This is a genomic window from Humisphaera borealis (assembly GCF_015169395.1).
In the GTDB taxonomy this organism is placed as follows: domain Bacteria; phylum Planctomycetota; class Phycisphaerae; order Tepidisphaerales; family Tepidisphaeraceae; genus Humisphaera; species Humisphaera borealis.
In genome coordinates, this window is sequence record NZ_CP063458.1 from 2,816,329 (window position 1) to 2,830,028 (window position 13,700).

The 13,700-nt window shown below is 64.0% G+C and carries 8 protein-coding genes and 5 tRNA genes; 3 read left to right on the forward strand and 10 right to left on the reverse strand.

Translation table 11 applies throughout. The features are described 5' to 3' along the window. Positions 1 to 65: 65 nt before the first annotated feature. From IPV69_RS10520 to IPV69_RS10540, 5 genes are all read right to left on the reverse strand, one after another. Positions 66 to 137 (reverse strand) — tRNA-Ala (locus tag IPV69_RS10520). Between the two features lie 45 nt (positions 138 to 182). Beyond that, positions 183 to 265: transfer RNA gene (locus IPV69_RS10525), tRNA-Asn, on the reverse strand. Between the two features lie 46 nt (positions 266 to 311). Next, positions 312 to 384, reverse strand: a tRNA-Gln gene (locus IPV69_RS10530). Positions 385 to 405: 21 nt separating this feature from the next. Then, positions 406 to 476, reverse strand: a tRNA-Gly gene (locus tag IPV69_RS10535). A 1,063-nt stretch (positions 477 to 1,539) separates the two neighbouring features. Continuing rightward, positions 1,540 to 2,619, reverse strand: coding sequence for a ParA family protein (locus IPV69_RS10540; RefSeq protein WP_206295068.1), 1,080 nt, complete (start codon positions 2,617 to 2,619; stop codon positions 1,540 to 1,542). Between the two features lie 289 nt (positions 2,620 to 2,908). Here IPV69_RS10540 and IPV69_RS10545 point away from each other — a divergent pair. Then, positions 2,909 to 2,982 (forward strand) — tRNA-Ile (locus tag IPV69_RS10545). 113 nt (positions 2,983 to 3,095) lie between these two features. Here the strand turns inward: IPV69_RS10545 and IPV69_RS10550 are convergent. From IPV69_RS10550 to IPV69_RS10570, 5 genes are all read right to left on the reverse strand, one after another. Next, a complete protein-coding gene (locus IPV69_RS10550) occupies positions 3,096 to 3,590 on the reverse strand; it encodes a hypothetical protein (protein WP_206295069.1) in 495 nt (164 codons plus the stop codon). Positions 3,591 to 3,796: 206 nt separating this feature from the next. Next, a complete protein-coding gene (locus tag IPV69_RS10555; protein ID WP_206295070.1) occupies positions 3,797 to 5,134 on the reverse strand; it encodes a Gfo/Idh/MocA family protein in 1,338 nt (445 codons plus the stop codon). Between the two features lie 92 nt (positions 5,135 to 5,226). After that, positions 5,227 to 6,663, reverse strand: coding sequence for a DUF1501 domain-containing protein (locus tag IPV69_RS10560; protein WP_206295071.1), 1,437 nt, complete (start codon positions 6,661 to 6,663; stop codon positions 5,227 to 5,229). Between the two features lie 159 nt (positions 6,664 to 6,822). Beyond that, entirely contained in the window at positions 6,823 to 9,933 is a 3,111-nt protein-coding gene (locus tag IPV69_RS10565; protein WP_206295072.1) for a PSD1 and planctomycete cytochrome C domain-containing protein, read from the reverse strand. 101 nt (positions 9,934 to 10,034) lie between these two features. Then, complete coding sequence (locus tag IPV69_RS10570) at positions 10,035 to 11,330, reverse strand: lactonase family protein (protein ID WP_206295073.1); 1,296 nt, start codon at positions 11,328 to 11,330, stop codon at positions 10,035 to 10,037. Between the two features lie 558 nt (positions 11,331 to 11,888). On the opposite strand from IPV69_RS10570, the gene IPV69_RS10575 reads away from it, so the two are divergent. Together IPV69_RS10575 and IPV69_RS10580 are read left to right on the forward strand one after the other, a co-directional pair. Beyond that, on the forward strand, positions 11,889 to 12,620 hold the full coding sequence (locus IPV69_RS10575) for a pentapeptide repeat-containing protein (RefSeq protein WP_206295074.1): 732 nt from the start codon (positions 11,889 to 11,891) through the stop codon (positions 12,618 to 12,620). A gap of 157 nt (positions 12,621 to 12,777) precedes the next feature. Then, positions 12,778 to 13,662, forward strand: a complete 885-nt coding sequence (locus IPV69_RS10580) for an HDOD domain-containing protein (RefSeq protein WP_206295075.1) — start codon at positions 12,778 to 12,780, stop codon at positions 13,660 to 13,662. The last annotated feature ends 38 nt before the right edge of the window (positions 13,663 to 13,700 follow it).

Here is a 13,700-nt window from a genome sequence, read left to right on the forward strand (position 1 = left end):
CTTGGCAGACGCGGCGCGCCCCAAGACGACGAGCGCCAGTGTCCGCCTTGGCGGACCCTACGAAATGGAAGCCGGAGGGAGTCGAACCCTCATTTTCCAGGTGCAAACCGGGAGTCTTCCCGTTAGACGACGGTCCCATACAACTGCGACAACCGCAGCACATACAACGAATCTCTCACAAGCTGTGGCGGCAGGATTCGAACCTGCAGAGGCTTTCGCGCCGCATTAACAGTGCGGTCCGCTACCAGTTACGGTCTACGCCACAATCGCTGGCCTTAACGCCTGACTTCAAACGACCGACGACTGCCCAATTGCCCTGCCAGGGGTCGAACCTGGAACCTTCCGGTCCAAAGCCGGACGCGCTGCCGGTTGCGCCACGGGGCAAAGGCGGGCACTCTCTTCCGATGCGCGATGCAGGAATCGAACCTGCGACCCAGCGTTGGCATGGCCGGGTGATACCACTTCACCAATCGCGCGGTAGTTCACCGTCGCCGGTTGAATCGAACGCCGGGCGAGGGACGGGGTCTTCGACGGTCGAAGGCGACCGGAGTCCGCGTCGTCCCTCACTTCATGCCGCTTCCGTCGATCTGAGACGGACAGGCCCGCCGCTAGCCCGGCGGGCGGTGCGGGTGCGTATCCCCGCGGGCACGAAGCCTCCCAGCCGGCGTTCGATGCAACGAGCACAGGCGATCTCGATCCAGAAAGTATGTTTACCTCCAATATCACAAATCCGGCGCGAACTATGATTGCTCCCTTCATGGAACGCCTTGGCGGCGGAAGGGATCGGGCAAGTCGCCCCGTTAACACGGCAATCAACGGCAAACCCCGAACGGGCGTCGCAGACCGAGCGACCGCACTAAGGCGGCACCGACGGCAAAGTCGATGCCGATGCCGACGTCGCTCATCGGGCAGGCGGACAGGCAGGTTCCGAGACGAAACAAAAAAAAGCCCCGCCGATCCGTTGCCGGATCGGCGGGGCTTTCAAGTCCGTCAATGGACCTGTCTGCGCCGTCTATCCGGGCGGACCGTTATTGCTGCCTTCGTTCGTACCGCCAGCATTCATTCCATTCGCGGCTGAACCGCTCACAAAGTACGCAGAAACAAGGCTATTCTGCACCGCCGACGCATCCGAGACTGACCCGCCATCGAATGGCAGATTAAGCCAGGGCATCGCGCCAATGGCCGCCGCACGTACACCGCCGTGAGGTTGCACGCCCACGCGTCCTGCCATCGACAATGCCAGCACCGAATCCGTTGCCACCGCCGCAACCCCGACGACACCCGTCGCTGGCAAGCCAGCGAGCCCTGCACCCAACTGGGGCACGGCCACGCACGCAGCCGAATCGTGCCAAGTGGCACGCCGGGCGGCGTGAGGGGTAAATCGAGCTGTTTGCGAGGTAGGCAACATGGTCATTAGCTCCAAACGGAGCGATGGACACTATATTACATTATAGATCGAAGAGTCAAGCACAATTATGTTGGCTCTTCCAAAACCACTTCAGATGTCAGTTATGAAACGGGTCGCCGTCATGCAACCCGTTATGCCGCGTCCGATTCCCCGACGGCTTGCGGCGTCGCCGATCCGCTTTCCGTCGACGTCCCCACCCGTGCCGCCGCCAGCGTCTTCGGATCGATGTCCCGGTTCACCGTCAACTCCACTGCCGGTGCCGGCTTCGCGTCCGGTGCCGATGTCTTCTCGTCGGCGACCTTCGACGTCTTGGGCTTACGGCTGCGCTTTGGCTTGGCCCCCGCCGCCGCCACAACGGCGACCGGCGCAGGGTTCGTCTGTTCGGCCAGCGCCTTTCCTTCGTCGGCGCTGATTCCCAGGATCTCCCGCGCCAGTGCCCGGTAGTCGGCGGCCCCGTTGCTCGCCGGGTCGTACTTGATGATGTGCTCGCCGTGCCCCGGGCTCTCGGCCAGCTTGATGTTCCTGCGGATCTTCGTCTCGAACACCCGCGCCCCCGACCAGGGCATGTTCTTCCCCTTCGACGCCTCGATGAAATCGTTCAGCTCGGTCAGCACCTCCGCCGAGAGCTTGGCCTGCGCGTCGTACAGCGTCAGCACGATCCCGGCGACCTTGAGCTGCGGGTTCATTCGCTTGCTCACCAAGTGCACAGTCTCCAGCAGCTTGGCCACGCCCTGCAGCGCCAAAAAGTGTGGCTGCATCGGGATCAGCACTTCACTCGCCATCGCGAGGCCATTCAGTGTCAGCAATCCCAGCGACGGAGGGCAATCGAGCAGCACAAAGTCGTAGTCGAACTCCCCCGAGGCGTCCGCGATCGCCGCTTCCAGCCGCTTCTTCAGCAGCATCTCGCGACCGAGCACGCTGACCAGTTCGATCTCGGCCGCGGCCAGGTCGATGCTGCTGGGCACCAGGCTGATGCCCTTGTCGATCCCGAGCAGCGCATCGAGCAGAGGCGTCTCGTCGACCAGCACGTTGTACAGGCTGTTAATCTCCGGCGTCGGGTCGACGCCGTAGTTGATCGTCAGGTGGGCCTGCGGATCGAGGTCCATCAGGCAGACGCGCTTGCCGTACTCGGCCAGGGCAGCGCCGAGATTGACGGTGGTGGTTGTCTTGCCGACCCCACCCTTTTGATTCATCAAAGCAATCACGCGCATCGCCACCTCCGTGGGCTCAAAAAGCACCGCAGGCGGTCGTCCGTCGCCCGCGGCGGCCTGCAAAGTCATTACGGCCGGTGATTATCGCCCCCAGCCCCACGAGTACAAGCGGCGTCCGGGGCTTCCCAATCGACTCTGATCCGCCCGCCCGCCAGCCCCGGAAGCCCGCACCACAATGGCCGCCCCGGAACAATGGTCGCACCCCATCGCGTTTTGCGCGTTCGGACAAGGTTGACACCACTTCGACGCTCTCTATACTCTTCCCTCCCAACGCCGATTCACGGCTTGCGGGCTCGTAGCTCAGTTGGTTAGAGCGCGTCCCTGATAAGGACGAGGTCGTTGGTTCGAATCCAATCGGGCCCATAGTTTGAGGTGGGAGAAAAGGCCTGAAATGCCGCACTGAGCGGGGTTTCGGGCCTTCTTCGTTTGCCGCCCCCCCGCCGATCTAGAACGTAAACGCACGCCCGGCCAGTGCATTACGACAGTTGTCCCCAGGCCGAATCGCTCGAAGCTGCTGCCACGCTCCGGCGGCGATGCCTCGCGATCGACATGCTGATCGCAGCCAGCATTCCAACGGCGACCAGGTTAATGCCGAATCCCCAGCGTAACGGTTGGAACAGGTAGAATTGCCAGTCACTGCCGAGGCGAAGCCAGCCGAACGGGCCAGTCTCGGCGATCCCGAACCCGCCGAGCAGGCCGCAGCCGAACCGGTATGTGACCAGCGGCGACGAGACATACGGAATTTGGATCGCTAACGCTACCACCATCGGCTTGAGGATCTCCGGGTTGTGAAGGAACAGAAGTCCGCTCGCCAGGACGAACCCGTGCAGGAGCAGGAAAACGATGCAGATCGCCAGGACTGCCGGCCCGGTGATCTGTGGTGAAAAGAGAAATTGCGCCGTCAACGCGACCCCGGTGAACCCGCCGCCGACGGTCATCGTGATGAGTGTCAGACGTAGCCAGGTACTCATGGAGCGGCTCGATGAATAGCGGACTGGCGTTAAGGGTCCGGGGCGGTTGACGCCCATTTTGGCCGCCTCGCGGGACCGGTACGTTGCGCGGTTCTGAAGCACGTTGCGGCGCGGCGCAGCGACCGAGAGCGCCAACCCAAAGGCAAGCGCTGCGGCAATAGCTTACGCTCGATCGAGCAACGCCCCGCGGGGAGCCATTGGAAACCTCAAAGCTTCCAGCCGTCGCGATACTCTCTCTTGACCAGCGCATTGGCGGCGGCGTGGTTCGGAATCTTCATCGCCGCGGCATCCCAGGTCAGCGTTTCGCCGGGGAACGGGCTCGCCAGGCAGCCGAGCAGGACCGCCTCGGTCAGGGGGCCGGCGTAATCGAAGTTGGCACTCGGTTTCTGTGCGCCCCCCTTGAGGCAGCAGTCGATGAAGTCGAACCAGTGGTTCCGCGGCTCGATCTTCGGGATGACGACATCCTTGAACTTGTCCTTAGGATAGAGCGTGGGCTTGCTGACGTGCGGGTGCAACAGAACGCCTTCGGTGCCGATGTAGATGCTGCCCTGTCCGGGAAACTTCTTCAGATCGTCCGTCACCAGCGCCATCACGTCGGCAGGCGGGCGGGCCGAGCCGTCGGTCCAGGTGACCTTGATCGTGTCGCCGGCGGTGTACTGCGTACCTTTGAAGGTGTACTCCACGATACCGTCGGTGGCCCAGTTGACCTTGTTCAACGGCGCCGGGCCGGTGGACTTGACGGCAATGGGCGCGGCCAGGCCCAGTGAACGGAACCACCCGCTGAACATGTGGCAGCCCATGTCGCCGAGCGTACCCGTGCCGAAGTCGCGCCGCTTACGCCACACTCCGGGATGATAGTAACCCTTGATGAACGGGCGGTCGGTGGCGGGACCGAGCCACAAGTTCCAGTCGAACCCCTCGGGAACGGGATCCTTCGCGTCGGGCACGGGCGACATGTCGCCCCACTTCTTGTTCGAGAACGTGTGCACTTCCTGGACCTTGCCGATGATCCCCGCATGGATGTACGCCACGGTGGTACGCTCGGTGACGTCGGACGAAATCTGGATCCCCATCTGCGTCATCACGCCCTTCTCGCGGGCTTTGGTGGTGAGCTGGCGGCACTCGTAGAGATTCTGCGCCAGCGGCTTCTGGCCGTAGACATGCTTGCCGAGCTCAAGTGCCCGCAGCCCAATCGGCCCGTGCATGTGATCCGGCGTGGAGACGTTGACCGAATCGATGCGGTCCCCTTCCTTCTCCAGAAGCTCGCGCCAATCCTGGTAGAATTTGGCGTTGGGGAACTTTTCCTTCGCGCGGGCGAACTGCTTGGTGTCAACGTCGCAGATCGCGGCCAGTTCCCAATTGGGATGTGCCGACATCGACGTAATGTCCGACCATGACATGCCCGACGCGCCGAAGGCGGCGTGGCGCAGCTTGCCGTTCGGCGAGGCCGCCGCGAGCCCGCGTGTGACGTACGGCGCGGCGAGCACGCTCGCGCCGGCAGCCTGCAGAAATCGACGACGGGTAAGCACATGGTTCTTGGGCATGGGAATCCTGGATGGTAGCTGGAGCTTCGGCCATCGCCGAACGACGCCTCGACGTCCATTCTCGACCTGGCAAGTCTCCGGTGAAATCTCGTCTACGCGACAATATCGCGAATGACTCTGCCCGCGACATCCGTCAGCCGGAAGTCGCGGCCGTTGAATCGGTACGTCAGTTTCTCGTGGTCGAGCCCGAGCAGGTGCAGGAGCGTCGCATGGATGTCGTTGACATGGGCGCGGTTCTCGGCGGCCTTGAAACCGACTTCGTCCGTCGCGCCGTAGCTGGTGCCGGCCTTCACGCCGCCGCCGGCGAACCACATCGTGAACGCGTGGGGGTTGTGGTCGCGGCCCGGCTTGGCACCTTTCTGACTGACGGGCAACCGCCCGAACTCGCCACCCCAGACGACCAGCGTGTCGTCCAGCAGCCCGCGCTGGGCCAGGTCGGCGAGCAATCCCGCCACCGGCTGGTCGGTCTCGCCGGCGAACTGCGTGTGGTTGCCGGCGATATCGACGTGGCCGTCCCAGCTTCGCTCGTTTTCCATCCCGCCGGAATAAATCTGCACGAACCGCACGCCACGCTCGACCAGACGCCGGGCCATCAGGCACTGCCGGGCAACGTGGGCGCACTTCGGATCGTCGATGCCGTAGAGCTTTTTGATGTGGTCCGGCTCGCGGTCGATGTCCAGTGCCTCGGGGGCTGCCGACTGCATGCGGTACGCGAGTTCGAAACTTTCTATCCGCGCCGTCAACTCCGCCTCGGCCGACAGTTTCGCCTGGTGTTGGCGGTTCATCTCGGCAATCAGGTCGAGCTGGGCCCGCTGCCTTGTGGCAGACTGCGCCGCAGCCGGCGAAAGGTTGGCGATCGGCGCACCGACCGGCGAAAGATACGTGCCCTGGTACGTTCCGGGGAGAAAGCCGGCGCTCCAGTTGCTCGCATTCCCCTTGGGAAGGCCGCGCAATTTCGGGTCCGACATCACGACGAACCCGGGCAGATCGCGGCTCTCCGACCCCAGGCCGTACGTCACCCAGGAGCCCACGCAGGGCAGGCCCATCTTCGGCAGGCCGCAGTTCATCATGAACAGTGCCGGGCTGTGATTATTCGACTCGGTGAAGCCGGAATGCACGAACGCCATCTTGTCGACGTGCTCGCCCAGGTGCGGGAACAGGCTCGACACCATTTTCCCGCACTTGCCGCGCGGCGTGAACTTGAACGGCGACTTCATCAGCGGGCCGACGGCATTCTTGAAGAACCCCGTCTGCGGGTCCATCCCGGACAGTTCCTGCCCGTCGGCTTTCTCGAGGCCGGGCTTGTGCTCCCACGTGTCCACATGGCTCGGCCCGCCATTGATGAAGATCCAGATGACGCTCTTGGCTTTGGCCGGGAAGTGAGAGACCTTTGGCGTCATCGGGTCGGTGCCGGTCGTCGCGAGCAACCCCTGCTCTGCGAGCATGGTCGCCAGGCCGATCATTCCAAGACCACCGCCGGAACGTCGGAGCCAGTCGCGGCGGGTGATGAGGGGGTTCGCTGGTGTCATAAGGTCTCTGGCATTCGCACGGTCATCGATCGATTCCGGTTGGCATAGGCAGCGATGTTCCGTTGCCCGTGGCGTTCACCGACTGGTGAGCGCCCACGGGCAAGCGAGTACGCTTGCCCATGCCACCCTCGGGGGCACGCCGGCAAACCTCATCGTTCGCTAATCCACATACACGAACTCGTTACTGCTCATCAAAGCCTGGCAGAAATCGGCCAGTGCCTGAGCGGGCGGATCTTTGCGGCCGGCATCGCGATGCGCGGCAGTTTGCAGATCTAGGAATGCCACTATCCGTTTGATTTCGGCCACATCCGGCCGCCGGCCGATCGCAGTCCGGTACGCCCGCTCGATCGTCGCCTCGCCGGTCGGTTGTTGCACGCGGGTGGCGAACGCTTCGGCGTATTGCCGTGCCTGCGGGCTGTTCATGAACAGCAGCGCCTGCGGCGCAACCGTCGTCACCGGGCGAGCGCCGATGCTGTTCAGCGGCTCGGGCCAGTCGAGGACCATCATCATCGGGATGAGTTGGCTCCGCCGCACCATGAAGTAGACGCTCCGCCGGCGGGTTGACTGATCGAGCGTGCCCGGACCGTACATGGTCGTGTCGAGCAGGCCGGCGGCGGCGAGCATGGAATCGCGGATCGGCTCGGCCTCCAGTCGACGTGGCGACCACCGCCAGAGCGTGCGATTGTCCGGATCCTTCGCGAGTCGATCCGGCGATGTGTCGGCCGACTGCATGTACACGGCACTGGTCATCATCAGCTTGTGGACGCGCTTCAATTGCCAGCCGTGCCGAATCAGGTCGGTCGCGAGCCAGTCGAGCAGTGCGGGGTTCGTCGGGCGCTCGCCTTGCGTGCCGAAGTCGTTCGGCGTGGCGACGAGCCCCCTGCCGAAATGGTGCTGCCACAGCCGATTGACGATGACCCGGGCCAGCAGATGACCCGCCCCGCTCTCGACATCCGTCAACCAATCGGCGACGGCCTTGCGACGGTAGCTCGTCCGCCAGCCCTGCGGCGGTGTGGCGGGCCAGTTGGCCTCGGTCGCTCCGCCGCGCATCAGAACGCGTGGGAACGCCAGGCTAACCGCTTCGGCCTTGTTCGCCGGGTCGCCACGGCGGAGCAAATAAACGTCTTTGTAAAAGTGCGGGTAGCCGCGTCCGTTGGCGTGATTGAAGACCGGCGGAAGTCCCTCGCTGGTCACCTGAACCTTCACCGGCTTGATGCCGGGCCCGTCGGCGTCCAGCTTCGCCAGTTCGCCTTTGAGCGCAACGTACGAAGCGTCTTTCGACGCCACCCATTCCCGAAGCGTGGAAACATCGTCGGCGGTAAGCTCCGCACCGGACGCCACCTTGCGAAGCAGCGCAACCACCGCTGGGTCCGGCCCTTCACCGCGAAAGTCATTCGGGCTCGGCTCGCTGGTGATCGCCAGCCGCGGACGGCCGATCAGGTGCTTCCCGCCGTTGTCCTGTCGAAGCGTGAAGCTGACACTCACGGGCTTCTCAACGGCCAGTGGCTTGGCCAGATCGAAGATCGCCGCCTGCGCCTTGCCGATACCGCCGGAATCGACGGCCCAGCCGGTGCCAGACTTTCCGTCGATCGAACCGGCGACGGCGAGATTCGTCTTGTTTTGCTGGTGCGTCGCCCGCGCCGCAGTCAGCGGCAGTGTGACTGCCTTCGAAGCCGCATCGATCGGGTCGACAGTAAGCTCGATTTCGCTCAGAACGAAGTTGCCATTGGGCGCAGTTCCCGGGCCGTTCCTCGGCAGCGACGGGTCGGTCATCACCTCAACCCGTACCGCCGTGTAGGTTCCGGCGGGCAGCTTTGTCGTAAAGCGATAGACATCTTTGTCCGCCGGCTTTCCGGTACGCAGGAATGAGCCGTCCGACTGTCGCTGCAGCATCGCCCCGCTTTGCGCGGTTGCCGTGGCGACATCAATCACCGACCAGATCGCTTTCCCAATCTCACCCCGGGCGGCGGTGGCAACGGCCTCCTTCACGCGGGCCGGGAGCGTGTCCCGCTCGTACTGCTGAAGCTTCGCCGCCGCCGACGCCCGACGCGTTTCCCAGGCCTGTTTCGCGGCGAGCTTCTCGGCGTCGGTGGACAGGTCGATGTCAACGTCGCTGCGGATGGCGGTCGCGAATGCCGCCGTCAGCCGGTAGTAGTCGCTCGCGCCGATCGGGTCGAACTTGTGGTCGTGGCAACGGGCGCAGCCGATGGTCAAACCCAGCATCGCCGTGCCGACGGTGCTGACCATGTCGTCGAGCTGGTTGTAGCGGGTGATCTCGAACTCTTTTTCGGTGATCTGCGTGGGAAACACGCCGGCCGTCAGGAAGCCGGTTGCCGCCATCGCGAGGTAATCGCCGGGTGCGATCTCGTCGCCGGCGATCTGCAACGCCGCGAAACGGTTGAACGGCATGTCTTCGTTGAGGGCTCGGATGACGAAGTCGCGGTAGTGGTAAGCGGCGGGCCGGGCGTTGTCGTGCTCGAAGCCGTCGCTCTCGCCGAATCGGGCGACGTCAAGCCAGTGTCGACCCCACCGCTCGCCGTAACGCGGACTGGCGAGCAGCCGGTCAATCAATCGGTCGTAGGCGTCGGCGGCCGTATCGGCAAGGACTTCGTCCAGCTCGTCCGCTGTCGGCGGAAGGCCGGTCAGATCGAGGTACGCCCGGCGGACGAGCTTCTCCCGGGTCGCGGGACCGTTGGGCTTGATGCCCTGCGTCTCCAGCCCGCTCAGGATGAAGCGATCGATCGGGGTGCGCGGCCAGGCGGCGTCGTTTACCGCGGGCGGGGGCGAATCCTTCAGCGGCGCAAACGCCCAGAACGCCTTCCCGGCTTCGATGTCGATTTCCTTCCGGGCGGTCGCGACGCCGCCGTCGCGGGGGTCGGGAGCGCCGGCGGCGATCCACGTCTCGAAGTCGGCGATGACCGCCGCCGGGAGCTTGCCGGCGGGCGGCATCTGCATCTCTTCGTCGGTGTATTGGAGGGCACGGATGATGGCGCTTTCGCCGGGCTTCCCGGGAACGATCGCCGGCCCAGACTCGCCTCCCTTCAGAACGCCGGCCCGCGTATCCAGATACAGCTCCGCCCGAAGCTTCTTGTTCTTCTGGGCTTCGGCGCTGTGACACTTGTAGCAGTGTTCGACCAGGACCGGGCGAATCTTCCTCTCGAAATGGTCCAGCGACGCCGCATCTGATTGCGTTGCCGCGGCGACGGGCCCACCGGTGACCCACAATGCAACGACAGCGGCGAATACTGTCAGTGTCTGACGTGATGACATGCGATTCCTCGGAGACCAAGTCACGGGCAAAACGCCTGCAACTCGCTCATGAAACGTACCGCTCAATCGCGAGATTGTGGTGCGGGCAAACCCAGGGTCATTCAGCGGGTACCGCCGGGCTTGCCCAAATCCAGCAGCAGAATCATCGACGGGTTCCCCACCGACACGTACTGGCCGGTGAATGTCAGCTTTCCCGTTGCGGCGTCGATCAAAAAGCACGCGACATTGTCACCACGCTGATTGCAGCAATACAGGAACCGCCCGGCCGGGTCGAAGTTGAAGCTGCGCGGGTAGCTGCCGCGGGTCCATTCCTCGGCGACATAGGTCAGCCTGCCATCGGGACCGATGGCAAAGACGGCAATGCTGTCGTGCAGGCGGTTGCCGGCGTAAACGAACCGGCCGTCGGGGGACACGAGGATCTCCGAGCAGAAGTTGCTGCCAGCGAACCCCTGCGGCAACGTAGAGATCGTCTGCCTCGCGACGAGAGAACCCGTCGCGACATCGCGGTCGAAGAGCACGACATTCGACCCTTCTTCCTGGACCGAATAGAACCATCGACCGTTGGGGTGAAACGCAAAGTGCCGCGGGCCGTCGCCCGGCGGCAACGCTACGGATGGGATGGCCGCCGGGTTCAGGACGCCCTTCTTCTCGTCCAGTTGCCAGATGAACAGCTTGTCGAGCCCCAGGTCTGCGTGGTAAACGAACCGGCCGGAGGGATCGGTCAGGATCATGTGGGCGTGCGTCCGATCGTGCCCGCTGATGGCGAAGCTGCCCGGCGGTGCGTTGGTCGCCCGAGTCGGGCCGATCTTCCCTTCGGGACGTTTGACGTCCGACGGCGAGCCGAGCCGGCCATCGGCCTGAATCGGCAGGACCGCGACCGACCCGCCGAAGTAATTCGCGACCAGGAGGAAACGGCCGGACGGATGGATGCTCAGGTAGGTGGGCCCGGCACCGCCGGAAGGCACGGTATTGAGCAGCCGCAGCGAGCCATTGGTCCGGTCGATTGCGAACGCGCTGAGCGATCCCTCTTTGCTCTCGCCTTGGTGGTCGGTTTCGTTGGTCGAGTAAAGCACCGTTCCCGCGGCGTTCACCGCCAGGCAGTTGGGGCTGGTGCCCTGTTCCAGGATGCCGGCCGGCGTGAAGGTGCCCGTCTTTCGGTCAACACGAAAGAGGTGTATGCCCCGGCCGTTACCCGGCGGCAAATCCACCTGCGTCGGCAGGACATCTTTCAGCGGCGAACTGAAGGTACCCACATACGCCATCAGCGGCCCACCGCTGCCGGACGATGGGTGTTCGTCGGCCTGCCCGACGTGGGAATGACAGCCGATCAATGTCACGGCCACTACGGCTGCCGCGACACAGCGAAGGACGCCGTGACGATAAAGGTGTGGTTCCATGTCTGTCTCGCAGAAGTGGCTCTCGATGCGTGTTGCTCGAAGAATCTAACCGAAGGGGCCGACGGATACTCCGCCGTCGCGGCTTGCGGACGCGACGAGTGTTCCGCGGTTTGAGGTGCGGGCCGCGGCGGAACAGACTCCCTTCAAAGGGATTCGCATGATAGGGTAAACGGTCGGGTTCGGAACGGATGCCGCGTCGGGATATGCCCGAACAACCCGCGCGATAAGCGGCACGTTACGCCCCAGAATGCTCAGGACCTTGCCATGCCGAACATTGCCTGCCCGCGGTGCTCAAAACTGATGCCGACCGACACGGCATTCTGCCGTAGATGCGGGTACGAGTTGCGCTCGATACCCGCACATCAGCAAACGCCGGGCAACGTTCGAGCCACGCGCGTCGAACCGCAAACCCCTGCGGTGGAACGCACCGGGAGGCCGACGACGGTGTGGGTTACCGTGCTTGTGCTCGTGATCGGGATGGGAGCGGCCTTTGTCCTGCGCTGGTCTCGCTTCAGTCATCGCGACGGCGAGAGCCAATCGGCTGAGCGGCCTGCGGGGATGCCGGGTGTCCCTTGGCGCGGCCCGCCGACGGTCATCGAACAGACGCGGCCGCCGCTTCCACCGCTTCCGCCCTTCACCCGGCATCTGCCAGCCGACCTGCCGCCAGCCGGCAGCGTACCGGCGGAACTGGACCATCGCGGACAGCTGCTGACGCAGAGCCGCTACGGCGGCGAGAAGCTTTCGGGTGCGATCTTCGCCGGCGCTCACATGCTCCAGGTGACGTTCGAAAAGGCTGATCTGCGTAATGCTGATTTCCGAGGTGCCGAGCTCCTGCAATCCACGCTCGCCGGTGCGGATCTTGATGGTGCAAAGTTTGACGGAGCGCGTTTCAGTCAAAGCTACCTGACGTCGATCGATACGGCGGCAGTGGACGGCAAGACCCGGGTTCGAAACGGGATCGTCGAACCTGTTCCACCGCCACCGCTGCCGGCCCGGAACGTCAACCGGGCGTCGTTCCGGGCGGCACGTTTTGAGGGAACTGATTTCGAGGGAATGGATCTGGCCGGCGCGGATTTCAGCGGGGCGGAGTTTCAGAGCGGCAGCTTCCGTAACACAGACCTACGCGGCGCGAATCTTCGCGACACCCGGCAACGCGGCAGCAACTTCCTGGGTGCGAAGCTAAACGGGGCCGACCTGTGCGGGGCAGATCTGACCGGTGCCCGGAACCTGACGGACGAGCAGTTGGCCACAGCAAAGACCGACGAAAACACACGACGGCCTCGCCGCTGACAGCGACCGGGCGGCCGAAATGAGCGGGCACGCCCTCAGTCCGATAATCCCTGCTTGGCGGGGGTTGTAGAGACCGTACGGTTTACCAATCTTCTCAAGTCTGCCCGGATTCCAATCGATACTGCCGTCAGGGACTGAAGCTTTTCCGGGAGATCGAATGTCCATCGCCGTCGCCGCGCCCGTCATCAATCCGCACGAAGCGGTCAAAAAAGTAACCACCATTGCCACGCTGCCCGAGGTGACGGCCAAGATCATCGCGACCGTGGAGAATCCCAAGAGCAGCGCCCAGGAACTGCACAAGATTGTCTCGCACGACCCGGCACTGGTGACGCGCATTCTCAAGGTCGTTAACAGCGCGTTCTACGGGTTGCCCGGACAGATCGGTTCGATCGAGCGGGCGATCGTCCTGCTGGGCCTCAATGCGGTGAAGAACATTGCCGTCGCCGCCAGCCTCGGTCAGCTCTTCCGCGGGGCCAAGCTCAGCGACACTTTCTCGGCGAAGGACCTCTGGCGGCATTGCATTGCGGTCGGTGTCGCTTCGCGCGATCTGGCCAAGCAGATGAAGCTGCCGATGGCCGAAGAGGCGTTCCTGGCGGGGATGATCCACGACATGGGGATCCTGGTGTCCATGCAGCTGTGGCCGGAGCAGATCCGGGCCGTCTGCGACCGAGCCAGCCATGCCATCGGTGCCAGCGACGCTGCGACCTTCTGCGAGATGGAACGCGAAATGATCGGCGCCGACCATCAGCAGCTCGGCCTGGCGCTGGCCGAACAGTGGAAGTTCCCGCAGGCCTGCCAGCTCGTCGCCGGCAACCATCACAACCCCTCAGCCCTGGGCGGACAAAGCCGGCTCCTAGTCAGCGTCGTCTACGCCGCCGACACCATCTGCTGCCAGAGCAAGCACGGCTTTAACCTGACAGCGATCAACCAGAAGCTCGACTCCGCCGGCCTCGACGATGTGAAAATCGACCGCGCGCTCATCGAGCGGACCGCGGCGAACCTCGACGAACTGGTCGAAGTCGCCTCCTCCGTGCTGGGCTGATCCTCCCCGTCACGACACAACAGCAAACGCAAAGAGGT

Coding starts and splice junctions, on each gene's coding strand:
- IPV69_RS10540 (WP_206295068.1), bottom strand. CDS start 2,619: ATGCGCGTGATTGCTTTGATGAATCAAAAGGGTGGGGTCGGCAAGACA.
- IPV69_RS10550 (WP_206295069.1), bottom strand. CDS start 3,590: ATGAGTACCTGGCTACGTCTGACACTCATCACGATGACCGTCGGCGGC.
- IPV69_RS10555 (WP_206295070.1), bottom strand. CDS start 5,134: ATGCCCAAGAACCATGTGCTTACCCGTCGTCGATTTCTGCAGGCTGCC.
- IPV69_RS10560 (WP_206295071.1), bottom strand. CDS start 6,663: ATGACACCAGCGAACCCCCTCATCACCCGCCGCGACTGGCTCCGACGT.
- IPV69_RS10565 (WP_206295072.1), bottom strand. CDS start 9,933: ATGTCATCACGTCAGACACTGACAGTATTCGCCGCTGTCGTTGCATTG.
- IPV69_RS10570 (WP_206295073.1), bottom strand. CDS start 11,330: ATGGAACCACACCTTTATCGTCACGGCGTCCTTCGCTGTGTCGCGGCA.
- IPV69_RS10575 (WP_206295074.1), top strand. CDS start 11,889: ATGCCGGGTGTCCCTTGGCGCGGCCCGCCGACGGTCATCGAACAGACG.
- IPV69_RS10580 (WP_206295075.1), top strand. CDS start 12,778: ATGTCCATCGCCGTCGCCGCGCCCGTCATCAATCCGCACGAAGCGGTC.